General features: G+C 46.1%; 21 protein-coding genes. 11 read left to right on the top strand and 10 right to left on the bottom strand.

Annotated elements, in window-relative coordinates:
* Positions 1–80: 80 nt before the first annotated feature.
* The 4 genes from argH to argC form a co-directional block, all read right to left on the bottom strand.
* Positions 81–1955: an argininosuccinate lyase gene (argH, locus tag L3V36_RS16635; RefSeq protein ID WP_004729676.1), complete on the bottom strand. Its 1875-nt coding sequence runs from the start codon at positions 1953–1955 to the stop codon at positions 81–83.
* 347 nt (positions 1956–2302) lie between these two features.
* A complete protein-coding gene (locus L3V36_RS16640) occupies positions 2303–3514 on the bottom strand; it encodes an argininosuccinate synthase (RefSeq protein WP_009848894.1) in 1212 nt (403 codons plus the stop codon).
* Positions 3515–3627: 113 nt separating this feature from the next.
* A complete protein-coding gene (gene argB, locus L3V36_RS16645) occupies positions 3628–4416 on the bottom strand; it encodes an acetylglutamate kinase (protein WP_004729678.1) in 789 nt (262 codons plus the stop codon).
* 12 nt (positions 4417–4428) lie between these two features.
* Positions 4429–5433, bottom strand: a complete 1005-nt coding sequence (gene argC, locus L3V36_RS16650) for an N-acetyl-gamma-glutamyl-phosphate reductase (RefSeq protein ID WP_017077605.1) — start codon at positions 5431–5433, stop codon at positions 4429–4431.
* A gap of 153 nt (positions 5434–5586) precedes the next feature.
* Between argC and argE the strand changes: the two genes are divergently transcribed.
* The 3 genes from argE to L3V36_RS16665 all read left to right on the top strand — a co-directional run bounded on the left by argE (position 5587) and on the right by L3V36_RS16665 (position 10524).
* Positions 5587–6723, top strand: a complete 1137-nt coding sequence (gene argE, locus L3V36_RS16655; RefSeq protein WP_004729680.1) for an acetylornithine deacetylase — start codon at positions 5587–5589, stop codon at positions 6721–6723.
* Positions 6724–6974: 251 nt separating this feature from the next.
* Positions 6975–9611, top strand: coding sequence for a phosphoenolpyruvate carboxylase (gene ppc, locus L3V36_RS16660; RefSeq protein ID WP_017077604.1), 2637 nt, complete (start codon positions 6975–6977; stop codon positions 9609–9611).
* 373 nt (positions 9612–9984) lie between these two features.
* The gene (locus L3V36_RS16665) at positions 9985–10524 is read left to right on the top strand and encodes a PadR family transcriptional regulator (protein ID WP_004729682.1); all 540 of its coding nucleotides are present in this window, start codon (positions 9985–9987) and stop codon (positions 10522–10524) included.
* Positions 10525–10639: 115 nt separating this feature from the next.
* Here the strand turns inward: L3V36_RS16665 and metF are convergent, their stop codons facing one another.
* The 3 genes from metF to L3V36_RS16680 form a co-directional block, all read right to left on the bottom strand.
* Positions 10640–11539: a methylenetetrahydrofolate reductase gene (gene metF, locus L3V36_RS16670; RefSeq protein WP_029224094.1), complete on the bottom strand. Its 900-nt coding sequence runs from the start codon at positions 11537–11539 to the stop codon at positions 10640–10642.
* Between the two features lie 275 nt (positions 11540–11814).
* Positions 11815–14226 carry a bifunctional aspartate kinase/homoserine dehydrogenase II gene (locus L3V36_RS16675; RefSeq protein WP_004729684.1) on the bottom strand — a complete coding sequence of 804 codons (2412 nt, stop codon included), beginning with the start codon at positions 14224–14226 and terminating at the stop codon, positions 11815–11817.
* A 2-nt stretch (positions 14227–14228) separates the two neighbouring features.
* Positions 14229–15410: an O-succinylhomoserine (thiol)-lyase gene (locus tag L3V36_RS16680; protein WP_029222061.1), complete on the bottom strand. Its 1182-nt coding sequence runs from the start codon at positions 15408–15410 to the stop codon at positions 14229–14231.
* Positions 15411–15618: 208 nt separating this feature from the next.
* Between L3V36_RS16680 and metJ the strand changes: the two genes are divergently transcribed.
* Positions 15619–15939, top strand: coding sequence for a met regulon transcriptional regulator MetJ (gene metJ / locus L3V36_RS16685; RefSeq protein ID WP_004729686.1), 321 nt, complete (start codon positions 15619–15621; stop codon positions 15937–15939).
* A 200-nt stretch (positions 15940–16139) separates the two neighbouring features.
* On the opposite strand, the gene L3V36_RS16690 is transcribed toward metJ, so the two are convergent.
* Positions 16140–17429 carry a malic enzyme-like NAD(P)-binding protein gene (locus tag L3V36_RS16690; RefSeq protein WP_017077602.1) on the bottom strand — a complete coding sequence of 430 codons (1290 nt, stop codon included), beginning with the start codon at positions 17427–17429 and terminating at the stop codon, positions 16140–16142.
* A gap of 332 nt (positions 17430–17761) precedes the next feature.
* Positions 17762–17980, bottom strand: coding sequence for a 50S ribosomal protein L31 (gene rpmE, locus L3V36_RS16695; RefSeq protein WP_004729688.1), 219 nt, complete (start codon positions 17978–17980; stop codon positions 17762–17764).
* A gap of 331 nt (positions 17981–18311) precedes the next feature.
* Between rpmE and priA the strand changes: the two genes are divergently transcribed.
* The 7 genes from priA to rraA all read left to right on the top strand — a co-directional run bounded on the left by priA (position 18312) and on the right by rraA (position 26249).
* Positions 18312–20513 carry a primosomal protein N' gene (priA, locus tag L3V36_RS16700; RefSeq protein ID WP_102447464.1) on the top strand — a complete coding sequence of 734 codons (2202 nt, stop codon included), beginning with the start codon at positions 18312–18314 and terminating at the stop codon, positions 20511–20513.
* A 240-nt stretch (positions 20514–20753) separates the two neighbouring features.
* Entirely contained in the window at positions 20754–21758 is a 1005-nt protein-coding gene (gene cytR, locus L3V36_RS16705) for a DNA-binding transcriptional regulator CytR (RefSeq protein ID WP_004729690.1), read from the top strand.
* 122 nt (positions 21759–21880) lie between these two features.
* The gene (gene ftsN / locus L3V36_RS16710; protein WP_102447465.1) at positions 21881–22414 is read left to right on the top strand and encodes a cell division protein FtsN; all 534 of its coding nucleotides are present in this window, start codon (positions 21881–21883) and stop codon (positions 22412–22414) included.
* A gap of 222 nt (positions 22415–22636) precedes the next feature.
* The gene (gene hslV / locus L3V36_RS16715) at positions 22637–23185 is read left to right on the top strand and encodes an ATP-dependent protease subunit HslV (RefSeq protein WP_004729692.1); all 549 of its coding nucleotides are present in this window, start codon (positions 22637–22639) and stop codon (positions 23183–23185) included.
* A 58-nt stretch (positions 23186–23243) separates the two neighbouring features.
* Positions 23244–24584, top strand: a complete 1341-nt coding sequence (hslU, locus tag L3V36_RS16720) for an HslU--HslV peptidase ATPase subunit (protein WP_017077598.1) — start codon at positions 23244–23246, stop codon at positions 24582–24584.
* Positions 24585–24739: 155 nt separating this feature from the next.
* The gene (locus L3V36_RS16725) at positions 24740–25657 is read left to right on the top strand and encodes a 1,4-dihydroxy-2-naphthoate polyprenyltransferase (protein WP_017092186.1); all 918 of its coding nucleotides are present in this window, start codon (positions 24740–24742) and stop codon (positions 25655–25657) included.
* A 73-nt stretch (positions 25658–25730) separates the two neighbouring features.
* Complete coding sequence (gene rraA, locus L3V36_RS16730; RefSeq protein ID WP_004729695.1) at positions 25731–26249, top strand: ribonuclease E activity regulator RraA; 519 nt, start codon at positions 25731–25733, stop codon at positions 26247–26249.
* 112 nt (positions 26250–26361) lie between these two features.
* Here rraA and zapB read toward each other — a convergent pair whose 3' ends face one another.
* A complete protein-coding gene (gene zapB / locus L3V36_RS16735; protein WP_004729696.1) occupies positions 26362–26604 on the bottom strand; it encodes a cell division protein ZapB in 243 nt (80 codons plus the stop codon).
* Positions 26605–26728 lie beyond the last annotated feature (124 nt).

Genomic DNA, 26728 nt, shown 5'->3' on the forward strand with positions numbered 1-26728 from the left:
ATAGACCGGACTTTTCTTAATTTGTTCCCAAAAAAGATCAATTTTTTGATCTTTTTTTTAGGGACTATAAAATCAATGCTTTATGCAACATTAACCTTAGCGATGATCTGCTCTACCAAGTTCACTTCCAAGGCCACTTCATCACACGCGTGTTGACGAGGACACTGGTCACAATCTTTCAGCACCTTCTCTGGCAGCAGAGATTTTGATGTCGGTAAGAAGTCATGCTTCATAAAGAACTCTGGAGTACGAGTCAGTACAAACACCTTCTTAATGGCCATTTGTCGTGCTTTATCAACTAAGTGCTGCACAATCGCGGTACCCTGCCCTTGACCTTGCCACCCAGCCTCAACACCGAGCGAGCGAATTTCCGCTAAACCAGAGTCATACACATAGAGTGATGCACAACCTGTCACCTCACCATGATGTTCTGCGACAGCAAACGAGCCAATATCACGCACCAGTTCATTACGAGAACGAGGTAGGTTTTCACCCATGTTCGCCCAGTAGGCCACCATGCCTTCCAACGCTTCAATATCCGTCAGACGAGCAGGACGAACCTTGACGATGGAAGTGTCACGCTGTGATAAACGCTTCTCAGCTTGGTCAACCGCGTAAGCCACTTGCTGTGGTGATACACCGCCTAGCGCGCTACGTTTTTCGAGACACGATTCAATAGTCAAGATGTCATACACATCCTCTTCAATCACCTCAGAGAACTCTTTCATCTCTGCGATGGTTAACTCTTCTAATGCGCAGCCTTTAGCAATCGCCGCCACTACCGTCACACCAACAATATGGTGAGCTTCACGGAAAGGAATGCCTTTCGCTACTAGGTAATCAGCCAGTTCGGTTGAGTTCGCGTAGCCTTGTTTCGCTGCTTCAAGTGTACGTTCGCCATTCACTTTAATGCCATCAAAACAAAGAGCAGCCATTTCCATACAATCATTCCAAGTGTCTAAAGCGTCGAACAGACCTTCTTTATCTTCTTGCATGTCTTTGTTGTACGCCAAAGGCAGGGCTTTCACTGTCATCATCATTGCGGCTAATGAACCATAAACACGGCCAGTTTTGCCACGGATAAGTTCGAGCGCATCCGGGTTTTTCTTTTGTGGCATCAGAGATGAACCTGACGTCACGGTATCCGCTAACTCGATGAAGTTCGATTCACCTGAGTTGTAGAAAATCATATCTTCTGCAAGACGTGAAAGGTGAAGCATTGAAATAGAAGCGATCGACATCAGCTCCATCACATGATCACGGTCAGAAACTGAATCTAGAGAGTTGCGCGTAGCACGACGGAAACCTAAGTTGTGAGCTAACTCTTCACGGTCCATCGGGTAAGCAGTTCCTGCAAGGGCACCAGAACCCAGCGGACATGTATCTAGACGCTTAATCGCATCATTCAAACGTGAGTAATCACGCTCAAGCATTTCTACGTAAGCCAAACACCAGTGAGCAAAAGTTACCGGCTGAGCACGTTGTAAGTGAGTGTAGCCAGGAAGCACGGTTTCTTGATGCTGAGAAGCAACATTCACCATTTGGCTTTGCAGGCGATCAAGCGCGAGTAGCAGTTGGTTACCTTGTTGACGACACCATAGTTTAAGGTCGGTCGCCACTTGGTCATTACGAGAACGGCCAGTGTGAAGTTTTTTGCCCAAATCACCGACTTTACCGATAAGTTGTTGCTCAACCCAGCTGTGAATATCTTCTGCATCAGAACGTAAGATCTGTTCAGGGTCTTCCATCACTTCGAGTTTTAGCTCGTTCAGTGCAAGCTCTAGTCTTTGCTGCTCTTCTTCTGTTAGAACGTTGACCGATTGTAGAGCCTTTGACCAGGCAATAGAGCCCACAATGTCTTGCTCAGCCAATCGGTAATCAAAACGAAGAGAATCGTTAAAATCTTTGAACCGGGTGTCTGCTGCTTGGGTAAATCTACCGCCCCATAATGCCATTGTGTATCTCCTAATTGCACAGTGCTCACTGTTTTTTGCAAATGATAATTCTGATTAAGATTCAGTATTTTTCTGATGGTTTAAACTTACGGCAATTCAAAATGAAAATAAAGTATTAATTCATTATTTTCACATATTTATTCACCAAGAACTCAATCCGTTGATTATTTTCAGCGTGGAGCGCGAATTATATGCCATTCGACAGTAAAAACCGAAGCTGATTTATTAAACAAACAGAAAGCAAAAAGCCCACTCACTAATCAATAGTAAATGGGCTTTGCATAATGATGTCTGTTTACTGGCCTTCAACCTTCGCTAAAGGCTAGCTCACTAACTCATTGTTCGGATTACTTTTGGCTATTCAGAGCACGGATACGGCTTGATAGCGAGTAAAGACGGATAAAACCTTCAGCGTGGCTTTGGTCGTAAACTTCATCTTCGCCAAAGGTTGCAAACTCTTCTGAGTACAGGCTGTTGTCAGAACGCTTCTGAGTCACGGTTGCATGGCCTTTGTAAAGTTTGATAACCACTTCACCATTCACGTCTTGTGCTAGCTCATCTGTTGCTGCAAGAATTGACTTACATAGCGGAGTGAACCAACGGCCGTCATATACAAGGTGAGAAGCCTTAACACCCAGCTCTTCACGGAATTCGAATGCCGCTTTATCAAGAACCAATTGCTCGACTGCACGTAGTGCTTCCATCATGATTGTGCCACCTGGAGTTTCGTAACAACCACGAGACTTCATACCAACAAGACGGTTCTCTACGATATCGATACGACCAACACCGTGTTTAGCACCCTTCTCGTTTAGGTAAACCAGCGCGTTGTATGGCGTCATTGTTTCGCCATCAACCGCAACCACTTCACCTTTTTCAACTTTAAGCGTCACTGTTTCAGATTCGTTTGGCGCTTGCTCTGGGTCTACAGTCCAAGCCCAGCAATCTTCATCAGGTGCGTTCCATGTGTTTTCTAGAACACCACCTTCTGTAGAGATATGCCATGCGTTTGCATCACGCGAGTAAATCTTGGTAAGAGAAGCCGTACAAGGGATGTTACGCTCAGCTAGGTAGTCTAGACACTCTTCACGGCTCACTAGATCCCATTCACGCCAAGGTGCAATTACGTGTAGGTCTGGTGCTAGTGCAGCAAATGCACCTTCAAAACGAACTTGGTCATTACCCTTACCTGTACAACCGTGACATAGAGCGTCTGCACCTACTTTACGTGCAACTTCAACCTGTGCTTTCGCAATGATTGGACGAGCCATTGATGTACCTAGAAGGTATTTACCTTCGTAGTAAGCGCCAGTTTTTAGCGTTGGGTAGATGTAATCTGCCACCATCTCTTCTTTAAGGTCAGCGATGTAACACTCAGACGCACCAGAAGCTTTTGCTTTCTCTTCGATTCCAATCAGCTCTTCATCGCCTTGGCCTACATCAGCAACAAATGCGATAACTTCGCAGTCATAGTTCTCTTTCAACCATGGGATGATTACTGATGTGTCTAGACCGCCAGAGTAGGCTACTACAACTTTCTTTACGTTAACTTTGCTCATTTTCTTTCTCCTAGTTTCCATACTGCACATGGCGGTCAGCGTTGGAAATCACTTTAATAATTATATATTTAATTTATTTATCTAAATTCTTTAGTAGTCACTCGTAGTGAGGTCTACTGAGGTAAAAACTGTGTTCCTATGCTCTTACCTGCAAAAAGTTGTGTCAGCTTGTCTGGGTATCGCCAGGTTGCAACTTCAATTGGTCGTCCTAGGTCATTAGCCGCTTCTAGTGCAGCTTGTACTTTCACGATCATGCCATCGGTAATCACTTTACCTTTAATAAGGTCATCGGCTTGTTGCTGATTAAGGCTTGGAATCAGGTGGCCTTTACCATCTAACACACCACTGACATCAGAAAGCAGTACCAGTTCAGCATCAAGCGCGCCAGCTACAGCAACCGCAGCTTGGTCTGCATTAACGTTCATCAGTTGGCCTTGCTCAGTCAAACCAATCGAGCTAATGATTGGCAGTGCACCAGCATTAAGAATCGCTTGCAGGACGGTTGAGTCGCCCGGCTCAGCTTTACCTACTGCACCCAATTCAGGGTTTAGTTCGCTGACTTTACATAGACCACCATCTGCTAGGCTCAAACCAACGGCGTTGATGCCGTCTTTAATCGCCTGACCTTGAAGCAATTTGTTGGCCGTGCCCGCTAGCGCACCAGCGATCAAAGGAATCTGATCATAAGGAGTAACACGTAGCCCTTCTTTCTTAACGGTTTCAAGGTTCAACTTATTCATCAAATCATCAACAAGGTAACCACCGCCGTGAACAATCACGATTGGTCGCTGTGCCTGCTGTTGGTAAGCTGAAATCGCACCAAATAACTTGCTAAGTGTTTCACCACAAGATAGCGCAGCGCCACCTAACTTTATGATTAATGGTTGATTATTAAGGCTCATATCTAGATTTCCTTACACTAACGCAGTTAATGGTGCAAAACCATAACGTAAATTTAAACACTGCATCGCTTGACTAGATGCACCCTTTAATAAGTTATCAATCGCTGAAACAACGATGATGTGCTGACCTTGTACCTTCCAGCCTAAATCGCAGAAAGGTGTTTGTTCTACATCTTGAATTCTTGGCAATGTCTCTTCGAGTAATCTCACAGCTGGTTTACCTTGATAAGCTTGCTCGAAGGCCTCTTGTATCTGTTGTTCTGTCACACCGTCAGCCAGTTTCATGGTAATGGTCGCTAAAATGCCACGCTTAAAGTTGCCTAGGTGCGGGGTGAAAATCACATCACATCCTAGATGTGCAGCCATTTCAGGTTGATGACGGTGGTTGAATACACCATAAGCTTGCAGGCTTACTTCGCAGAAGCTGTTGACCATACTCGCCTTGCGGCCTGCTCCAGTGACACCACTGGTCGCGTTAATCACCGGCCATTGATTCTCATCCAGTAGCTTCGCTTCAACCAAAGGCTTAATCGCCAGTTGTGATGCCGTTGGGTAACAACCCGCGACGGCGACAAGTTGAGCCTCTTTGATTTCTTGTTCGTTCCATTCAGCTAAACCGTAAGCCGCTTTGTCTAGCCATTGTTCGTGTTGATGTTCAAAACCGTAAAACTCTTGATAGAAGTTTTCGCCTTTAACTCTGAATGCACCCGATAGGTCGAACACTTGGCAATCGTTCTCAAGGAAGATTGGCGCTAGGTCGTGACTTACCTCGTGTGCAGTGGCTAAGAAAATCACATCAGACTGTTTAGCCACTTCTTCCGGATTTGTTAAAGGTTGCACTGGCATATCAATCAGGCCAGCTAACTTACCGTGCAGTGCAGCGATAGGTTTGCCTGCGTCTACACTATTGGCTGAGACATATAAACCTGATAGCGTGAGCTCAGGGTGTCTGTTTATCATTAGAGCCAGTTCTGCTCCTGTGTAGCCGCTTGCGCCAATGATCGTGGTTTTCAACATCTCAACACATCCATTCTTGAGGTAAGTTACATTTCAAATTTGACTATTCATACTTAATTTTTAGCTTTATTTGATTTCTTATGCATTAAATATGATTTAATATGTGTTTTACCGACTTATGGTTTTCCTGTCAATAGTAGAAGTGAAGTTATTATGCAATTACCGAGTTTTCTTGAGGTCTATAAAGGCCTAATTTCCACCGACTCCATTAGCTCAACCGATCCAAGCTGGGATCATGGCAACGAGAAAGTGATCGAAAAAATGGCTCAATGGTTTAAAGACGTAGGCTTTAGTGTTGAGGTGGTAGAGGTCGAACCCGGCAAGCATAATATGGTCGCAAAGATGGGTTCTGGCGAAGGGGGCTTACTGCTTGCAGGACACAGCGATACGGTGCCATTCGATGAAGGACGTTGGAATTTCGATCCTCACGCACTCACAGAACACAACAACCGCTTCTACGGATTAGGCACCGCCGATATGAAAGGCTTTTTCGCTTTCGTTTATGAAGCCGCGAAGAAGATGGATTGGAGCAAACAGACCAAGCCGCTTTATGTATTAGCAACCTGTGATGAAGAAACCACTATGTTGGGTGCGCGTCACTTCACTGAGAATGCACCATTTAAACCGGACTACTGCATCATTGGTGAGCCAACCAGCCTTGTGCCGATTCGTGGTCATAAAGGCCATGTCGCTAATGCTGTGCGAGTAACGGGTAAGTCAGGCCACTCTTCTGATCCGGCATTAGGCGTTAACGCCATCGAGATCATGCATGAAGTGCTGTTTGCTTTAATGCAGCTGCGTGACAAGTTAGTCAAAGAGTATCATCACCCGGGTTTCGCGATTCCAAGCCCTACTCTAAATCTTGGGCATATTCACGGAGGAGATAGCGCTAACCGTATCTGTGGCTGCTGTGAACTACACTATGACGTTCGTCCTTTGCCCGGTATTAGCTTAGATGGCTTAGATAACATGCTGCGCAGCGCACTTAAAGAAGTGGAAGCAAAATGGCCGGGCAGAATTGAAATTACTCCCCTGCATGAGCCAATCCCAGGCTATGAGTGCCAGCACGACCATCCATTTATCGGTGGCATGGAATCAGTTTGTGAGATTGAATCGCAAACCGTGAACTACTGTACTGAAGCACCTTTCCTTCAAGAGTTATGTCCAACCTTGGTGTTAGGTCCAGGCTCAATTGACCAAGCTCACCAACCGGATGAGTTCTTAAGCTTCGATTTTATTGACCCAACAATTGATGTTCTGAGTAAATCGATCCGTAAATATTGTTTTTAGTTATTACTTCCCTTCCAATATTTTCGTATATGAGCCACCCAAAAAGGTGGCTTTTATTCTGTTATCCCTGACACAGCCTGATCTTGTAATTAAATTTCACTTTTTCTCTAAGTTTTGAAAAATTTACTTCTCCCGCATTTTTAAACCTAATAATTGCAAACTTAGAATGCTTTATTTGACTAGATACAGCACTTTTCGCTAGATTGTGTACTTAACAAGGAACAATGGATGTAATTTTTTTACGAGGCAGGATGACAATGAACGAGAAATACGCCGCTCTCAAGAGTAACGTAAGCATGCTGGGACGCTTGCTAGGTAACACAATCCAAGATGCACATGGTGACGTTATCTTAGAGAAAGTGGAGACTATCCGTAAACTTTCCAAATCCGCCCGCGCAGGCAACAAAGCTGACCGTGACAGCCTAGTTGAAGAAATCAAAAACCTGCCGAACGAACAACTCACTCCTGTTGCTCGTGCATTTAACCAATTTCTCAACCTCACCAACATGGCAGAGCAATACCACACCATCTCTCGCCACTGTGAGGAGCATGTTTGCGAACCAGACGTGCTGCAATCTCTATTTTCTAAACTAAATCAAAATGACATCAGCAAGCTAGACGCGGCTCAAGCCGTTCGCGACCTGAACATTGAACTCGTTTTGACCGCTCACCCAACAGAAATCACTCGTCGAACCATGATCAACAAGCTGGTTAAGATCAACGAGTGTCTGTCTAAATTAGAATTAAGCGACCTATCACACAAAGAACGCGTGAAAACCGAACGTCGCCTAGAGCAGCTTATCGCTCAAGGTTGGCACTCTGATGTGATTCGTCAGCAACGCCCGACACCACTTGATGAAGCTAAGTGGGGCTTTGCGGTTGTAGAAAACTCTCTATGGGAAGCCGTGCCTGATTTCCTACGTGATATGGATGGCCGACTAAAAGGTTACCTTGGTGAAGGCCTACCAATCGATGCGCGCCCAGTTCACTTCTCATCTTGGATGGGTGGCGACCGCGATGGTAACCCATTCGTAACGCACACCATCACCAAAGAAGTACTGCGCCTATCTCGCTGGAAAGCCGCTGATCTTTACCTAGGTGATGTGAACGAGCTGATTACCGAACTGTCGATGACGAAGTGTAATGATGCCGTTCGTGAATTGGCTGGCGATGAGCACGAAGCTTACCGTGCAATCCTTAAGAGCCTACGTACTCTGCTGAACAACACGCTAGAAGTGCTTGATGCAAAACTGCACGACGCAGAAGTACCGAAGAAAGAAACACTACAGAATATCGACCAACTTTGGACACCGCTTTACGCGTGTTACCAATCGCTGCACGAATGTGGCATGGGCGTCATCGCAGACGGTTCTCTACTTGATACCCTGCGCCGCCTAAAAGCATTCGGTGTGCACTTGGTTCGTCTCGATGTTCGTCAAGAAAGTACACGTCACTCAGATGTCCTATCTGAACTGACTCGCTACCTAGGCATTGGCGATTACGACCAGTGGAGCGAGCAAGACAAGATTGCTTTCTTAACCAATGAATTAAGCTCAAAACGGCCACTGCTACCGCGCGACTGGGAGCCATCTGAACAAGTAAAAGAGGTTTTAGACACTTGTAAGGTCGTTGCTGCTCAACCTCGCGAAGCCTTTGGTGCTTACGTAATTTCTATGGCTCGTACAGCATCGGATGTGCTGGCTGTTCACTTGCTACTGCAAGAATGTGGTTGCCCGTACCGCATGGACGTATGTCCATTGTTCGAAACGCTGGACGACTTGAACAACTCAGAAGCAGTAATGAAACAGCTAATGAGCATCGATTTGTACCGTGGCTTTATCCAGAACCACCAAATGGTGATGATCGGATATTCTGACTCAGCAAAAGATGCTGGCGTAATGTCTGCAGGTTGGGCGCAATACGACGCAATGGACAAGCTGGTTAAGGTTTGTGAAGAAGAAGGCATTGAACTGACTCTATTCCACGGTCGTGGCGGTACAGTTGGTCGTGGTGGAGCGCCAGCGCACGCTGCACTTCTTTCTCAGCCACCTAAGAGTTTAAAAGGCGGCTTACGTGTAACAGAGCAAGGCGAAATGATCCGCTTTAAACTTGGCTTGCCAGATGTTGCCGTAAACAGTTTCAACCTATACGCAAGTGCGATTCTAGAAGCAAACCTTCTGCCGCCACCTGAGCCAAAGCAAGAGTGGCGCGATCTAATGGAAGTGCTTTCTCAAGTTTCTTGTGAGGCTTACCGCAACGTGGTTCGTGGCGAAGAGAAATTTGTACCTTACTTCCGTCAAGCGACACCGGAGCTAGAGCTCGGCAAACTGCCACTCGGTTCTCGCCCAGCAAAACGTAACCCGAACGGTGGCGTAGAAAGCTTACGTGCGATTCCATGGATCTTCTCTTGGAGCCAAAACCGCTTGGTACTTCCAGCTTGGTTAGGTGCAGGTGAAGCAATCCAATACTCAGTCGATCAAGGCCATCAAGCGCTACTTGAAGAGATGTGCCGTGAATGGCCATTCTTCTCTACTCGTCTAGGTATGTTGGAAATGGTGTACTCGAAGTGCAACATGGAGATTGCGAAGTACTACGACCAACGCCTTGTTGATAAAGAACTGCTGCCGTTAGGTGAGTTACTGCGTGAACAGCTGCAAAAAGACATCAAAGCGGTACTAAATGTAGAGAACAACGAGAACCTGATGCAGAGTGACCCTTGGGGACTTGAGTCAATTCGTCTACGTAACATCTATGTTGAGCCACTAAACATGCTTCAAGCGGAACTGCTTTACCGTACTCGTAAGTGTGAAACACCACCAGCAGAGCTAGAAGAAGCACTAATGGTGACGATTGCAGGTATTGCAGCAGGTATGCGAAATACTGGTTAATTAGTGATTCCTACTATAACTTAATCAGCATTTACATCTACAAAAAGAACAAAAGGTCGCCATGTGCGGCCTTTTTATTTCACCAGATAACCACTAGTAAGTATTTTGTCAGTTTTTTGGGTTATTTTGTCCATGTATTCTACTTTATGCTTATTATTTAGATATACTACTGCTCCGCTGCGGAAACACTCCAAAAAAATAATCTGCAGCAACTTGACCTATAAACTGGTCAACCTAGGTGATAAACGGCTTTGTAAGGTGACATAACCAACCGCCGAGTTGGTGCTACTTAGACATAACCAATATAACGTGCCATTAGAAGCACACTTGTTGTCTAAGTATTTGTTTACTGTTTACCATTTGGATTTCAGACATGTCATTACCACACGTAATTCTAACCGTTTTAAGTACACGCGATGCTACTGGTTACGATATCACAAAAGAATTCTCTTCAAGCATTGGTTACTTCTGGAAAGCTAGCCACCAACAAGTTTACCGCGAGCTAAATAAAATGGCTCAGAACGACCAGGTAACTTGCGTGCTTGAGCCTCAAGAAGGCAAACCTGATCGTAAAGTTTACTCTATCACTGACGCAGGCCGTGGCGCGCTAGGTGAATGGTTTGAACAACCAACTGCACACCCAACCGTTCGTGACGAGTTCTCAGCTAAGCTAATGGCTTGTGCTGTACAACCTGCTGACGCTTACCGTGTACAACTTGCTGAGCTAGTTGAAGAGTCTCGCAAACTGGTTTCTCACTACAAAGAAATCGAAGCGGCTTACTACGCAACGCCATCTACACTAGACAAGCAAGCACGCCTAGAGCGTCTAACTCTTCGTCGTAACCTACTTATCCGTGAAGCATGGATTGTATGGGCGGACGAAGTACTGCTTGAACTTGGTGCTCTTGCTTAAGTTAAGCTAGACGCTAGAAAAGCAAAAGGCTTGAACTCTTAGAGTCCAAGCCTTTTTTTTATCTATCGGATTTGAGATTTACAGCAAATAGCGCTTTAACAAGGCTGAAGCTTAATTACAGCGCAGCAACTTGTGGGCGAACACCTAGGGTATGGCAAAGTGCGTAGGTCATTTCTGCACGGTTTAGCGTGTAGAAGTGGAAGTCTTTCACACCTTCACGGCTCAGCGTACGAACCATATCGATCGCTTGGCTCGCACCGACTAACTGGCGAGTCGTTGGATCATCATCCAAGCCTTCGAATTGCTTCGCCATCCAGCCCGGTACTTTTACGTTATTCATCGCAGCGAAACGAGACGCTTGTTTGAAGTTAGAAACAGGCAAGATGCCCGGAACAATCTCAACATCAACACCAGCCGCCACACAACGGTCACGAAAACGTAGGTAGCTTTCTACATCGAAGAAGAACTGAGTGATGGCACGGTTAGCACCGGCATCCACTTTGCGTTTTAGGTTAATTAGATCAGATTGAGCGCTTTTTGCTTCAGGGTGAACCTCAGGGAATGCCGCTACTGAAATATCAAAGTCATGGCGAGATTTAAGCAGCTCGACTAAATCAGACGCGTACATCTCTGGCGCACCGCCGCCTGCTGGAATGTCACCACGCAACGCAACAATGCTTTCAATGCCATTTGCCCAGTAGTCGTCAGCAATTTGAATCAGCTCGTCGCGGCTCGCATCAATACATGTAAGGTGTGGTGCTGCCACTAGGCCAGTTTGGTTCTTAATTTCTTTAATGATTGAGTGGGTACGGTCACGTTCACCCGAGTTTGCACCGTAAGTTACCGATACAAATTTTGGTTGAAGTGTTTTAAGACGGTGAACAGAGTTCCACAAGGTCTCTTCCATCTTCTCACTGCTTGGTGGAAAAAACTCAAATGACACATTGATGTTGTCAGAAAGCTCAGCGATATTCTGATTTAAAGCGTCGATATGACTAGCGTGTGTGTATCCCATCTTACTCTCCCTGTGGCAAAAGCAACCACTAAAACTCAAATCCTTAAACGACGTTTAGACGTCTATATGTCTGTAGAATGTATTGAATACGATTTAATGTCAACAGATCCATTATGAATTTTTCTCAAGTAGATCGTGAGTAAAACTCAAGTCGTTAGATGGGTCGAAAAGCAGAAATAATGTAGAAAAAAGGCTGAGAAACACATCGTGCTTTCAGCCTTATTTATCTTAGTGAATAGTATGCCATTTAGACACTAAACCAACCGATCTGAAAATCAAAACAGGCTAGACATTCTGTTTAAGTCAGATTGAATTGCACCAGCAGTGACTTCACGCCCTGCACCTGGGCCGCGAATAACCAATGGATTATCTTTGTACCATTTGCTCTCAATCGCAAAGATATTATCGCAGGGCAGTAAGTTCGCCAGTGCGTGCTCTTTCGATAGTGCTTCAACGCCTACGGTTGCTTTACCATTCTTCTCCAAACGCGCTACGTAACGTAGAACCTTTTGTTGAGAGTGCGCTTTTTCCAAACGCTCAGCCAACTCTTCGCTTAGAACAGAAGCTTTATCGAAGAAGTCATCCACTGATAGCTCTTGCAGCTCTGCAGGTACGAGCGATTCCACTTTGACGTTTTCAGGTTCGATATCCAAACCCGATTCACGCGCTAGAATCACCAGCTTACGCATGACATCTGAGCCATCAAGGTCAGCTCTTGGGTCTGGTTCAGTCAGTCCTTGTTGCCACGCTAAGTCGACTAACTCGCTGAATGGCACTGTGCCATCAAACTGTTGAAACAACCAAGACAAAGTGCCAGAGAAAATACCAGACAGAGCAATGATATCGTCACCGCTCTCACGCAGGTCTCGCACAGTGTGGTTGATAGGTAAACCAGCACCCACTGTCGCGTTGTACAGCCAATGACGGCTGATCTTAGCGAAAGCATCTTGTACCTGATGGTAATACTCGCTTGATGCAGAGCCAGCCACCTTGTTAGCCGAGATCAGGTGGATACCTTGTTGTGCAATTTGCAGGTACTTTGCAGCAAGCACAGGGCTTGCAGTTACATCGAGTACTACTGCTTCATCGTAACCCTGAATAGAACCTAAACGCTCTAGCCAGTCGTTACCATTGTTAGCAATCGCTTCATCATCAAAACGTTTACCAACTGAAGTCGCATCAATGCCTTGATCATCGAACCAATAGGTTTGGCTATCAACCACCGCAACCAATTCAAAGTTCATCCCACGACGCTTTTCAAGTTCCGCTTTTTGCTCGGAAAACAGGCTTAACCAACTTGAGCCAATATTGCCCTTACCACACAAGGCAATCGCCACACGCTTCTGAGCTTGGAACAGTTGAGAGTGAATGCCTTTCACAAGGCTTGATGTTTCACTCTTACGAATCACAGCCACCAAGCTTAAGCCTGAGTTCGCTTCTGAGATAAACTCCACTGGCGAGCTCTTGAGCTGCTGGTAGAAGCCGTAGCAATGGTTCGGGTTCTTAGTCACACCCGCCCCCACTGCAGCAATCAGAGAAAAACCTTCTTTCAGTTTAATCTCAGCTTCAATCGCGTGGTCTTGTAGATATTCCAGAGCGCCACCAGCAATCTCTTCTGTGTAAGCAAGACGCAAGCAGTGTTGATCGGGTTCTAATTCATAAGCAAGCGGCTCTAATTGAGCACGCTTAAGCCCTTCAAGGACTTCACTCTCCAGACGGTCGAAATCATGGCCGTGACCAAAAGTCAGTTGCACGATAAGAACTTCATCCAAAGAGGTAATGATTTTTGCACCACGCCCCGATGCCAGTACTCGCTCTATCTGTGTAGAGCCCGCCTCCGGCTGGTAGCTGCAGCGCAAGCTGAGATCCATAGCACTTTGAGCGACAGGCTGTAGCGTTCGGCTGTGTAGCACTGGAGCCGCAAGACGAGCTAATTCACTGGCTTCATCAAGGCGAAGCAGAGGTAATAAACACGCATCCGAAACCAAACGAGGGTCTGCGCTGTAAACGCCCGCCACATCACTCCAAATCGTCACGCGTTCAACTTCAGCCAAAGCACCAATCACGGTTGCTGAGTAATCCGAACCGTTACGACCAAGCAGCACCGTTTCGCCTTCGCAGTTCTGAGCCATAAAGCCAGTAATTACCACGCGGCAATGTGCATGCTGCGCCAAGGCTTCTTTAATCAGAGGATAAGAGCGTGCGCGGTCAACTTCAGGTTGAGCACCCGCTTCTGCACGTAAAAAGGCACGCGCATCTTGAGCAACTGCTTGTAAGTCATGCTGGCACAACAACGTCGCCAACAAACGTGAAGACCAAACCTCACCATGACCCAGTACTTGTGCTTTTTGTGCTTCACTCAAGGGAGCTGTAAGCTCACCCAAAGCGGTAAATTCTTGTTGAATGGTTGCCGTTAGTTGCGAGGCAGCTTCACCTTCAAGCAGAGCCTCAATCAGTTCAAGTTGAAACTGACGAAGGGTTTGCAGGCATTCATGAGCAATACGACCATCTTTGTCGAGCGCTTCGACAAACTCAATTAAGCGGTTGGTTGTTTTGCCTGCGGCCGATACCACCACCAAGTCCGTCGCTGATGAATATTCTCTAAGAATGTTGACCACGCGTTGGTAACACTCAGGGTTCGCTAAACTGCTGCCACCAAATTTATGTAGCTGGCGAAAGGTTGCCATTATTAAACCTCCCCTTCAGCAATAAAGCGTTGTGTTTTTTCAAACGCTTGCTTGAGATCGTCGATTAGGTCTTCCGCATCTTCAAGGCCAACAGAAAGGCGCAGTAGTTGTTGAGAAACACCCGCTTCTGCCAATGCTTCTTCGCCCATCGCACGGTGAGTCATCGACGCAGGGTGACAAATCAGGCTTTCAACCCCACCCAGTGATTCAGCCAAAGAAAATAGCTCTAACTTATCTACAAAATATTTAAGTGCTTCAAAAGAGCCCGCAAACTCAAAGCTCAACATGGAACCAAAGCCCAACTGCTGTTTCTTCGCGATCTCGTGACCCGGGTGTTCAGGAAGGCTTGGGTGGTAAATAGTGCCCACCAGATCTTGTTGTTGCAGAGCCGTCAGAATTTCACGTGAACTCTCTTCGTGAACACGCATACGCGCACCTAGCGTACGAATACCACGTAGAGTCATGTAACTATCAAATGGTGTGCCGGTCGCACCAATACAGTTGCCCCACCATGCTAGCTCTTCAGCGTGCTCTTCAGTTTTCGTCACGACAACGCCACCAATAACATCTGAGTGTCCGTTGATGTATTTGGTGGTTGAGTGGATAACAAAATCAGCACCCAGCTCTAAAGGCTTTTGGAACACAGGCGTCAAAAATGTGTTATCGACAGCAACCAGAGCACCAACCTCTTTCGCTTTACGGCAAGTCTCTGCAATATCAACCACACGAACCAACGGGTTCGATGGCGTTTCTATTAAGATCAACTTTGGCTTGAGCGCGATCGCCGCATCCAACGCTGCTTGATCCGATTGATCAACGAACAAAACTTTGAAGTCACCTTTTAACGAGCGGGTATTAAACAGGCGGTAAGTACCACCGTAGCAGTCGTGTGGTGCGATAATAAGATCATCGCCACCTAAGAAAGCCGAAACCCATAAGTTAAGCGCCGAAGTACCGCAGTTAGTCACCACTGCACCTTTGCCAGACTCAAGCTCAAACAATGCCGTTTCTAATAAACCACGATTTGGGTTACCAGAACGGGTGTAATCGTACTTTGGCACTTCACCAAAAGCGGGAAACCCATAGTTAGTCGAAAGATAAATAGGTGGGACAACGGCATGGTGTTGCGTGTCTGACTCGATACCAGTACGTACTGCGATTGTTGCTGGCTTCCGGCTGCTCATAGGTGCTTCCTTACAAGTTTTGCGTCTGAGAATCACAGCGGCTTGTCGGCATTCTGCGGCTGTGTTAGATATATGTTATTCACTTTACTTTCATAAATGTGAGACGTCAACACTTCTGGACGTCTATATGTCTTTGCTTATGGCAGTAAATCCCGCTAAAATCACCACTATTAATTTATTCTAACAACTAAAGTGATGAAGGTACGCAATGGCCGACTGGAATGGTGAATACATAAGCCCATATGCTGAGCATGGAAAGAAAAGCGAACAAGTAAAAAAAATTACAGTTTCTATCCCTCTAAAAGTGTTAAAGGTTCTTACTGACGAGCGCACTCGCCGCCAGATTAATAACCTACGCCATGCAACAAACAGTGAGCTACTGTGCGAAGCCTTTCTACATGCGTACACAGGCCAACCACTGCCAACGGATGAAGATCTCCGTAAAGACCGTCCAGACGACATCCCGACTGAAGTGAAAAAGCTGATGACAGAGATGGGTATCGAATTCGAAGCGTTTGACGAAGAATAAAAACTACTCAGTCACTGCCTTCAATATTGATTCGCTATAGCTGAACCTTATTTGTCACATCACCCACTACGTTATCGGTAGCTGCTCTGTGAATGATAGACATAAAAAAAACCGACTCTTATGAGTCGGTTTTTTATTATTCTTTTTCGCTCAATAGAGCAACAGCTATTACGCTATTACGCTATTACGCTATTAAGGCATTAAGCCATATAGTTAGCAGGCATCTCAATACGAGCTACGCCAGATTCAACGGCCGCTACTGCAACCGCTTTTGCTACGCGAGGAAGTAGACGTGGATCCATTGGCTTAGGAATGATGTAGCCTTTACCAAACTCCAGTGCAGTCTCACCTGCAGCAGCGAGTACTTCAGCCGGAACTTCTTCTTTCGCTAGTTCACGAATCGCTTTAACCGCAGCCAGCTTCATCTCATCATTGATTTCGCTCGCACGTACATCAAGCGCACCACGGAAAATGAATGGGAAGCAAAGTACGTTGTTTACTTGGTTCGGGTAATCGCTACGGCCTGTACCCATGATAAGGTCAGAACGAACTTCATGAGCAAGCTCTGGCTTGATCTCTGGATCTGGGTTTGAACATGCAAACACAACAGGCTTATCAGCCATCAGCGTGAGTGCTTTAGCTGGTAGCAGGTTAGGACCCGATACGCCCAAGAACAGGTCAGCGCCTTCAATAACATCTTCAAGCGTGCGCTTGTCCGTGTTATTTGCGAATAGCGCTTTGTATTCATTCAAGTCTTCACGACGAGTGTGGATTACACCTTTACGGTCAAGCATGTAGATCTTCTCACGCTGAGCGCCACACTTAATCAGCAGTTCCATACAAGCAACCGCCGCTGCGCCAGCACCTAAACAAACGATCTTACACTCTTCAAGCTTCTTACCTTGAAGCTCAATCGCGTTCAGCATACCTGCAGCCGTTACAATCGCTGTACCGTGTTGGTCATCATGGAAAACAGGGACATCACAACGCTCAATCAGGCGACGCTCAATCTCAAAACAGTCAGGTGCTTTGATGTCTTCTAGGTTAATACCACCGAATGTATCTGCGATATTCGCAACCGTATCAATGAACTCATCGATTGTGCGGTGTTTTACTTCAATATCGATAGAATCTAAACCAGCAAAACGCTTAAACAGTAGCGCTTTACCTTCCATAACAGGTTTAGAAGCAATAGGGCCAAGGTTACCTAGGCCAAGAATCGCTGTACCGTTAGAGATAACTGCAACCATGTTGCCTTTACCTGTGTACTTATAAACGTTATCAACGTTCTGTGCGATCTCGCGAACAGGCTCAGCCACGCCTGGGCTGTATGCAAGTGCTAGGTCTTCTGCAGAGTTTGCAGGCTTCGTCAGTTCTACGGCAATTTTGCCTGGGATTGGGAACTCATGGTAATCAAGAGCTTGCTGACGGAATTGTTCTTGAGGCGATAACGCTTGAGAGGATTGATCTTGGCGGCTGTCTTCAGACATAGGTGTAGGTTCCTAGGATATTATTATTTGGGGGATCTTGTTCATGTTAATAGATGTACTTCAAAGTTCCTAGGTGGTTAAAGCCTCTGTCTCATTAAAAAACGAGATTTCACTACTAATAAGACCAGTGAGCAGTTGAAATTACTGTCGCTTGTTGAACTTTCGAGCGGATTTCAAGAATGGAGTGTGGGATGTAAGTTATGAAACAAAATTCAAGCGGGTTGCCTGTCGTTTTCGAGACGTTGATGGCTGAATAAGATTCAGCGTTTTCTTAAATTTCAGGCAACAAAAAAGGACACCGAAGTGTCCTTTTTATGTCTAAATAGCGAGAATTACTTCTTGCTAGAAAGAGCACCGAAACGCTTGTTGAAGCGATCAACACGGCCGCCAGTATCTACGATACGTTGCTTACCAGTGTAGAATGGGTGACATTTGTCACATACGTCTAGGTGGATAGATTCTTTTGCAAGCGTTGAGTTGAACTCAAATGTGTTGCCGCAAGAACAAGTTGCAGAAACTGCTTTGTATTCTGGGTGGATACCAGTTTTCATGGGATAACCTCAAGTAGGCCGTGTCGCTATACGATTCTAAGCCGCACACCACACGTAGTTAAAAAATAAAATAAAGACACCGCTGCATCACTAAACTGCGATAAAGCCATACCTTTAAGGCGCAGTATAGTAATGAATCTATAAGGCAGGATCAACTGATTTGATACATTTTTCACCAATAGCCTATTTATTTACTTTGTCGGCCTGAGATTTCGGGCTCTCATTATCTTCCTGCGTTAACTCGATACTCTCATCCAAACTGCTCCTCGAATTTAACGCCCTTATCCATTAGACTGTTCGCTCTCGTCAACTCAGATAAAGCTGTCCCTTTATGCGTCCAATGATTGCCCGCGTGGCACTGCCTGTTCCACTAGACAAGCAGTTCGATTACAAGATTCCTAACCACCTATTCCCGATTATTGGCGGACGAGTATCTGTGCCTTTTGGACGACAAACCTTAACTGGTATTGTTACAGCTCTGGTTAACGAATCTGAATTCGATCTAGACAAGCTCAAGCCCATTAAAGCCTTATTAGACAACCAACCCGTTTGGCCAGAATCGGTCTACTCACTCTTGGTATGGTGCAGCCAGTTCTATCAGTACCCACTGGGTGAAACCTTGGCTAATGCTCTACCAAGCGCTTTACGAAAAGGCAAAACTGCCGACTTCGCAACGCTTGTCGAGTGGCAATTGACCCCATCAGGCAGAGATCAACTGATGCAAGGCTTTGGTCGTGCGGTTAAGCAAGCCAAAGTGATGCACATGCTTGAGCACGGCCCTGTTCCTCATCAAGAATTCATTGATGAAGAAGTCGGGAGCGCGGTGCTTAAAACTTTGGAAGAGAAAGGTTGGATTGAGTCGGTAGAGAAAAAGCCAAAGCGCCAACCGTGGCCAGTTGAACTTGAAAACGAACAAGACAAGCCGAAGCTCAATGCTGAACAAGCGATCGCGATTGCGACAGTAAATAGCCAAACCGATTTTAGTTGCTTCTTGCTAGAGGGGGTTACCGGCTCAGGTAAAACCGAAGTCTACCTGAATATGATCAAGCCGATTCTCGACCAAGGTAAACAAGCGTTAGTCTTGGTACCGGAAATAGGCCTCACTCCACAAACGATTAATCGCTTTAAGCGTCGTTTTAATGTGCCTGTTGAGGTGATTCACTCTGGATTAAACGATTCTGAACGACTGAATGCTTGGCTATCGGCGCGCGATAAAATAGCGGGCATTGTGATTGGTACGCGCTCGGCTCTGTTCACTCCCTTCGCTGATCTGGGAATTATCATTGTCGATGAAGAGCACGACGCCTCTTATAAGCAGCAAGATAGCCTACGCTACCACGCTCGTGATGTAGCCATCATGCGTGCTCATAAAGCGCAGATCCCGGTTGTGTTAGGCTCGGCGACTCCGGCCTTTGAAACGCTGCACAACGCTCAGATCGGTAAATACAGTTATCTCACCCTTACTTCACGTGCGGGTGTCGCGCTGCCGACCACCAATAAAGTGTTGGATGTGAAGGGTGAATATCTAGAAAGTGGCTTGTCTGCTTCTTTGATTGCTGAAATGCAAAGACACCTCAAAGCAGGCAACCAAGTGATGTTGTTTCTCAACCGTCGTGGGTTCTCTCCCGCACTGATGTGTCACGATTGTGGTTGGACCGCAGAATGTAAGCGTTGTGATGCCTACTACACCTATCACCAATACAGCAATGAGATGCGCTGCCACCACTGTGGTTCGCAGCAGCATATCGTACACAATTGCCAAGGTTGTGGTTCAACGAACTTAGTGACGGTGGGTGTTGGTACCGAACAGCTAGAGGCTCAACTTGGTCAGCTATTCCCTGAATACAAAACCATTCGTATTGACCGAGACAGCACCCGCCGCAAAGGCAGCTTAGAAAGCGCGCTCGAGTCGATTCGTAAAGGTGAATACCAAATTCTTATCGGTACACAGATGCTTGCTAAAGGTCACCACTTTCCTGACGTGACACTTGTGGCGTTATTGGATGTTGACGCCTCTTTATATAGTAGTGACTTCCGCGCCTCTGAACGGTTGGCTCAACTGTTTACTCAAGTCGCCGGTCGAGCAGGCCGTGCCAGTAAGCCGGGTGAGGTTATCTTACAAACTCACCATCCAGAACATGGCTTGTTACAAGCGTTGCTGCACAAAGACTATAACCACTTTGCCCAAACCGCATTGGCCGAGCGTAAACAAGCGATGCTGCCACCTTATACCTTTATGACTCTGTTTAGAGCGGAAGCCAATGACACACGTTTGGTGGAAGAGTTCTTGCGTCAGGTTCGTCATACATTAGAATCGCACCCCTTGTTTGACCAATATTGCATGGTTCTAGGCCCCACCCCAGCGCCACTGGCCAAGCGAGCGGGTAAATCACGCTGGCAGTTGATTCTACAAACTCAGACTCGTTCGTTAATGCAGAAGTTATTAATGAGTGCCAAGTCGGCAATTAATATGTTACCTGCTGCGAAAAAAGTCCGTTGGTCACTCGATATTGAGCCGCAAGATTTGAGCTAAACCTACTTGGGTTAAAACTAATGATAAGTTTGTTCACAAATATTTCATATTTCTCGTGAGCAACCTCACACTAGTCATGTGATTTTTGTTAATCTAGCCGTAACTTTACACGGATGAAACGAATAAAATATTGCAATAAAAAAAGTGTTAGCAACACTTTCATAATATCTATCCGATTGTATTAATTATTCACGCCTTAAATACTTAGGCGACAAAGGAACTTAAAAGAGGGTTTAATTTATGGCGACAATGAAGGATGTTGCCCAGCTAGCAGGCGTCTCAACGGCAACGGTATCACGTGCATTGATGAACCCTGAAAAAGTCTCGGTTTCTACTCGTAAACGAGTTGAGACAGCAGTACTTGAAGCTGGATACTCACCCAATACATTAGCTAGAAATTTACGTCGCAACGAATCAAAAACCATCATCACTATCGTTCCTGATATCTGTGACCCTTACTTCGCCGAAATCATTCGTGGTATCGAAGATGCCGCTGTAGAGAATGACTACCTCGTTCTACTGGGTGACAGTGGTCAACAAAAGAAGCGTGAGTCTTCATTTGTTAACTTGGTCTTCACAAAGCAAGCAGACGGTATGCTACTGCTTGGCACTGATCATCCGTTTGATGTCAGTAAGCCTGAGCAAAAGAATTTACCGCCAATGGTTATGGCGTGTGAATTCGCACCTGAGCTTGAACTGCCAACGGTTCACATCGACAACCTAACCTCTGCATTTGAAGCCGTGAATTACCTCGCTCAGTTAGGTCATAAGCGCATCGCTCAGATCTCTGGGCCAACGACTGCAACCCTGTGTAAGTTCCGTCAACAAGGCTACCAACAAGCATTGCGCCGCGCTGGAGTATCAATGAACCCAGCTTACAGCACTGTGGGCGATTTCACCTTTGAAGCGGGTGCGCAAGCGGTTCGTCAATTACTAGCACTTCCTGAACAGCCTACAGCGATCTTCTGTCATAACGATGCGATGGCGATTGGTGCGATTCAAGAAGCGAAGAAGCTAGGTTTACGCGTTCCTCAAGACCTATCGATTGTTGGCTTCGATGACATCCAATTCGCTCAATACTGCGATCCACCGCTAACCACTATTTCTCAGCCTCGTTATGAGATTGGACGCCAAGCGATGTTGATGATGCTTGATCTATTGAAGGGCAACGATGTGCAAGCAGGTTCGCGTCTGCTTGAAGCTAAATTAGTCGTTAGAGGCAGCACCGCACCACCTCGAATGTAACCCTCAGAAATACCCTTATAAATCTGCGGCACATTTTGATGTGCCGCTTCCATTTCTGCACTATTATCCTCGCGCAATCTGGATTACCATGAGGACAGAATCAGCAACTATTGAATTGTCTTGTGGCTAATAGAGATTATGTAAAGCGCGGTCGTGGCACGAAAAAACCGACCAAGAAACAAGCCCCTCGCCGTAAACCTTGGCGCAGTGGTCTTTTGGCGATCCTCCTTGCCGGTGGTTTTAGTTATGGACTTTACTTATTGAGTAATGATCCTGAGCCGCCAGCACCAACACCTGTGGCTACCAAACCTAAGCCAAAACCAGCGAAAGTGATTCCACCGCCTCCTGAAGAGAAGTGGGACTACGTTGAAACGCTGCCAAGCCGCGAGATTGAAGTTAAAGCCAAAGAGCAAGAGATCTCTAAGATCCCTTACGTGATGCAGTGTGGCGCTTACAAAACGTCAGCACAGGCAGAAACGCGCAAGTTAGATATTGCGTTCCAAGGTATCTCGAGTGAAATCCGTAAAAAAGACGGCAGTAGCTGGTACCGTGTGGTTCTAGGGCCATACAAGTTGAAGCGTGACGCCGAGCGCGATCGCCATAAGCTGCAACGGGCGAAAATCGAACCTTGCGCTATTTGGAAAGACACCGATTAGATTTAGCGATAGTCGCAGTCTTAATCTTAGCAAAAGCCGAAAAACAAACTCCGAAAGCCTCCCATTGTGGAGGTTTTCTTTTATTTACTCCCTTTAGTCAGTTTTCCTTACAACTTCCGCCGATAAGTTGCGCGACATCACTCGCCCTTCCTTGAATTATCCGAGCAGCATCCTCATATACTTTTTATACCCAAAGATAAGAAATATTAAGAGGCCCTACTCGTGACTACCATTGTATCTGTACGTCGTAATAATAAAGTCGTCATCGCGGGTGATGGACAAGTATCTCTAGGCAATACTGTAATGAAGGGCAATGCCCGTAAAGTACGTCGCCTATACAACAATAAAGTACTGGCAGGTTTTGCTGGCGGTACGGCAGATGCTTTCACGCTATTCGAAAAATTTGAAAGCAAACTGCAAATGCACCAAGGCCACCTAACCAAAGCTGCCGTTGAGCTGGCGAAGGATTGGCGTAGCGACCGTGCTCTACGTAAATTAGAAGCACTGCTAGCAGTCGCGGATGAAACCGCTTCACTGATCATTACTGGTAACGGTGACGTAGTTCAACCAGAAAACGACCTGATTGCGATCGGTTCGGGCGGTAACTTCGCTCAAGCAGCAGCGACTGCACTATTAGAAAATACTGATTTAGATGCGCGTGAAATCGCAGAAAAGTCGCTGAACATTGCTGGCGATATCTGTGTATTCACCAACCATCACCACACTATTGAAGAACTAGAAAGCACCGTTGAGCTGCCAAAGCCAGAGTAACGACCGCTTCCATCAATAACGTTGTATTCAACAGTGATTAAAGAATTAAGGAAAAACCATGTCTGAGATGACTCCTCGCGAAATTGTTCACGAACTCAATCGCCACATTATCGGCCAAGACAACGCTAAGCGTTCAGTGGCTATCGCTCTACGTAACCGCTGGCGTCGTATGCAGCTTGAAGAAAGCCTGCGTGTTGAAGTTTCGCCAAAAAACATCCTGATGATTGGCCCAACGGGTGTGGGTAAAACTGAAATTGCTCGCCGTCTAGCGAAACTCGCTAATGCGCCGTTCATCAAGGTAGAAGCGACTAAGTTCACCGAAGTTGGCTACGTTGGTAAAGAGGTTGAGACCATTATCCGTGATCTAACGGACGTTGCGATCAAGATGACACATCAACAAGCGATGGAAAAAGTACAATACCGCGCTGAAGAGCAAGCTGAAGAACGTATTCTTGATGCCCTTCTACCACCAGCACGCGATGCTTGGGGTCAGAACGAGCAGTCAACGGAAGACACCACCTCTTCAAACACTCGCCAGATTTTCCGCAAGAAACTGCGCGAAGGTAAGCTAGACGACAAAGAGATCGAAGTTGATGTAGCGGCACCGCAAATGGGCGTTGAAATCATGTCACCTCCTGGTATGGAAGAGATGACCAACCAGCTGCAAGGCATGTTCCAAAACCTAGCGGGCGACACCAAGAAAAAGCGTAAGATGAAAATCAAAGACGCATTCAAAGCACTGACTGAAGAAGAAGCTGCGAAGCTTGTGAACCAGGAAGAGCTAAAAGAGAGCGCAATCTTCAACGCTGAAAACAACGGCATCGTATTCATCGATGAGATCGACAAAATCTGTAAGCGTGGCGACAGCTCAGGCCCAGACGTATCTCGTGAAGGTGTTCAGCGCGACCTACTGCCTCTAATCGAAGGCAGCACAGTATCAACGAAGCACGGCATGGTTAAAACTGACCACATCTTGTTTATCACATCAGGTGCATTCCAAGTGGCTAAGCCATCTGACCTGATCCCTGAATTGCAAGGTCGTCTGCCAATCCGCGTAGAACTTGAAGCTCTTTCTGCACATGACTTCAAACGTATTCTTACTGAGCCAAAGGCATCACTGACCGAGCAGTACATTGCCCTGATGAAAACAGAAGATGTCGGCATTGAGTTCACTGAAGATGGCATCAACCAGATTGCAGACGCAGCATGGCGTGTGAACGAAACCACTGAAAACATCGGTGCGCGTCGTTTACACACCGTCATGGAGCGCCTAATGGATGAAATTTCATTTGACGCAACAGACCGAGCAGGCAGTAAATTGCTGATTGATGAAGCTTATGTAATATCTAAACTTGGCGAGCTCGTAGAAGACGAAGACCTAAGTCGCTTCATCCTGTAGCACACAAAACTCCAACTTATTGCTCTATCTCAAAGAAATAGCAGCTAATAAGCGAATTCAAGGCCCACTTTCGAGTGGGCTTTTTATTACCCGAAAAATGGGCGTATACTCAAATCACAGTTTGAAACGAAGACTTACAAAGAAATAGACCTACGATGAAACAATCTCTACTGATTTGGCTTGATGCCGCACGACCAAAAACTCTGCCTCTCGCACTCGTCTCTATTCTTACAGGAAGTAGTTTAGCGTTCGCCGGCGGTCAGTTTTCTCTATCAATAGCCCTACTGGCTTTTTTAACTGCCACCTTATTACAAATCCTGTCGAACCTAGCCAATGACTATGGTGACGCAGTAAAAGGCACCGACAACGAAAACCGTCTGGGGCCAACACGCGCAATGCAATCCGGCGCGGTGACCGCGAAAACCATGAAGCAAGCGATCATCCTCAACATCGTGTTTACCATGCTCGCTGGGCTAATTCTTATTTTTCATGCCTTAACCTCGATTGAGAGTATCTTATCTTTCATCGCGTTAGGCGTATTAGCCATAATGGCTGCCATCGCTTACACCGTGGGCAATAAACCTTATGGTTATATTGGCCTTGGCGACTTATCTGTATTTATCTTCTTCGGTTTGTTAGGCGTTTCAGGCACATACTTCCTACACACTGGTCATGTTGAACCAAGCCTATTTCTTCCTGCCTTAGGCTGTGGATTAATGGCGGTTGCGGTACTCAACATCAACAACATGCGTGATATAGAGAACGACAGCGAATGTGGTAAGCGCACCATGGCGGTTCGCCTAGGGCAACGCAAAGCCAAACACTATCATTTTGCACTGCTTGGGCTCGCCCTTGCTTCTTTCGCTATCTACCTACTGATTCAAGAAAAACCGGTCTGGATCAGCCTGCCGTTTTTATTGAGCATTATTATTGTTTACAAACATGGCAAGGCCGTTTGGGAAACCGAAAAACCAGCGCAGATTGCACCAATGATGCCAGTGATTGTGAAATGCTCACTGGTCACTAACCTATTGTTTGCAGGGGTTGTCGTAGCTCAAACTCTATTGAGTTAAATGAGACTAATCATTGCAAAGGGATCAAGCACCGATATACTCAAAGTAAGCTCATTGTTCAAAAGGTATACTAATGGAATACAACACTTCAGCACTGTGCGACATATATTTGGATCAAGTTGATGTCGTGGAGCCCATGTTCAGCAACTTCGGTGGACGTGCATCCTTCGCAGGACAGATCACGACATTAAAGTGTTTTGAAGACAATGCTTTGATTCGCTCCGTATTAGAGCAAGATGGTCTGGGACGAGTGTTGTTAATCGATGGTGGCGGCTCACTACGCAAAGCGCTGATCGATGCTGAGATTGCCCTACTTGCCGAAGACAATGAGTGGGAAGGTATTGTGGTTTACGGCTGCGTTCGTGAAGTCGATGAGCTAGAAGACATGAACATTGGTATTCAGGCTTTGGCTTCTATCCCTGTTGGTGCGAGCCAAGAAGGTGTCGGCGAATTGGACGTACCGGTCAACTTTGGCAGCGTAACCTTCTTGCCGGAAGATTACCTCTACGCTGACAACACCGGCATTATTCTTTCGGCAGAGCCTTTAGATGTAGAACTTGATCTGGATGTTGAAGAAGAAGAGATCGAGTAACTATCACTCAGCTTCAAATAATAAAACAAACCATAAGAACACGAAGCATAAGAATACAAACAAAAACGCCCGCTACTCAGTAGCGGGCGTTTTTTTAAATCTGAAGAGTCAATTACTCTACGTCATCCATTTTACCAAGAAGGTTACGGATGCGATCTTGCCACGCTGAATGCTCTTCCTGCATTTGCTGAGTTTTTTGCTCTAGCTCGTGACGGCTTTCTTTAAGCTCACCAGCTTCTGTTGCTAGTGCTTGTTTCTCTTCTTTAAGCTCTTCCACTTCCATTTGAAGAAGTGCAATTGTATCTACTGCTGTTTGAATTTTTGCTTCTAGCTGCTCTAGTACTTCAAAAGACATTCTGGCCTACCTTTAAGTTATCCGTTTGATGGTGAAGGTCTACTCCACTTATTTCCCCATTCTACTCAGCAGAGCAAGGATAAACACTCAATATATTCGATATTTTGCGCCATTCGATGAAAAA

This window comes from Vibrio sp. G-C-1 (assembly GCF_021728015.1).
In the GTDB taxonomy this organism is placed as follows: Bacteria; Pseudomonadota; Gammaproteobacteria; order Enterobacterales; family Vibrionaceae; genus Vibrio; species Vibrio splendidus.

Bases quoted from the DNA above. Each gene is read 5' to 3' on its own strand.
- argH (WP_004729676.1), bottom strand. From the start codon at position 1,955: ATGGCATTATGGGGCGGTAGATTTACCCAAGCAGCAGACACCCGGTTC.
- L3V36_RS16640 (WP_009848894.1), bottom strand. From the start codon at position 3,514: ATGAGCAAAGTTAACGTAAAGAAAGTTGTAGTAGCCTACTCTGGCGGT.
- argB (WP_004729678.1), bottom strand. From the start codon at position 4,416: ATGAGCCTTAATAATCAACCATTAATCATAAAGTTAGGTGGCGCTGCG.
- argC (WP_017077605.1), bottom strand. From the start codon at position 5,433: ATGTTGAAAACCACGATCATTGGCGCAAGCGGCTACACAGGAGCAGAA.
- argE (WP_004729680.1), top strand. From the start codon at position 5,587: ATGCAATTACCGAGTTTTCTTGAGGTCTATAAAGGCCTAATTTCCACC.
- ppc (WP_017077604.1), top strand. From the start codon at position 6,975: ATGACAATGAACGAGAAATACGCCGCTCTCAAGAGTAACGTAAGCATG.
- L3V36_RS16665 (WP_004729682.1), top strand. From the start codon at position 9,985: ATGTCATTACCACACGTAATTCTAACCGTTTTAAGTACACGCGATGCT.
- metF (WP_029224094.1), bottom strand. From the start codon at position 11,539: ATGGGATACACACACGCTAGTCATATCGACGCTTTAAATCAGAATATC.
- L3V36_RS16675 (WP_004729684.1), bottom strand. From the start codon at position 14,226: ATGGCAACCTTTCGCCAGCTACATAAATTTGGTGGCAGCAGTTTAGCG.
- L3V36_RS16680 (WP_029222061.1), bottom strand. From the start codon at position 15,410: ATGAGCAGCCGGAAGCCAGCAACAATCGCAGTACGTACTGGTATCGAG.
- metJ (WP_004729686.1), top strand. From the start codon at position 15,619: ATGGCCGACTGGAATGGTGAATACATAAGCCCATATGCTGAGCATGGA.
- L3V36_RS16690 (WP_017077602.1), bottom strand. From the start codon at position 17,429: ATGTCTGAAGACAGCCGCCAAGATCAATCCTCTCAAGCGTTATCGCCT.
- rpmE (WP_004729688.1), bottom strand. From the start codon at position 17,980: ATGAAAACTGGTATCCACCCAGAATACAAAGCAGTTTCTGCAACTTGT.
- priA (WP_102447464.1), top strand. From the start codon at position 18,312: ATGCGTCCAATGATTGCCCGCGTGGCACTGCCTGTTCCACTAGACAAG.
- cytR (WP_004729690.1), top strand. From the start codon at position 20,754: ATGGCGACAATGAAGGATGTTGCCCAGCTAGCAGGCGTCTCAACGGCA.
- hslU (WP_017077598.1), top strand. From the start codon at position 23,244: ATGTCTGAGATGACTCCTCGCGAAATTGTTCACGAACTCAATCGCCAC.
- L3V36_RS16725 (WP_017092186.1), top strand. From the start codon at position 24,740: ATGAAACAATCTCTACTGATTTGGCTTGATGCCGCACGACCAAAAACT.
- rraA (WP_004729695.1), top strand. From the start codon at position 25,731: ATGGAATACAACACTTCAGCACTGTGCGACATATATTTGGATCAAGTT.
- zapB (WP_004729696.1), bottom strand. From the start codon at position 26,604: ATGTCTTTTGAAGTACTAGAGCAGCTAGAAGCAAAAATTCAAACAGCA.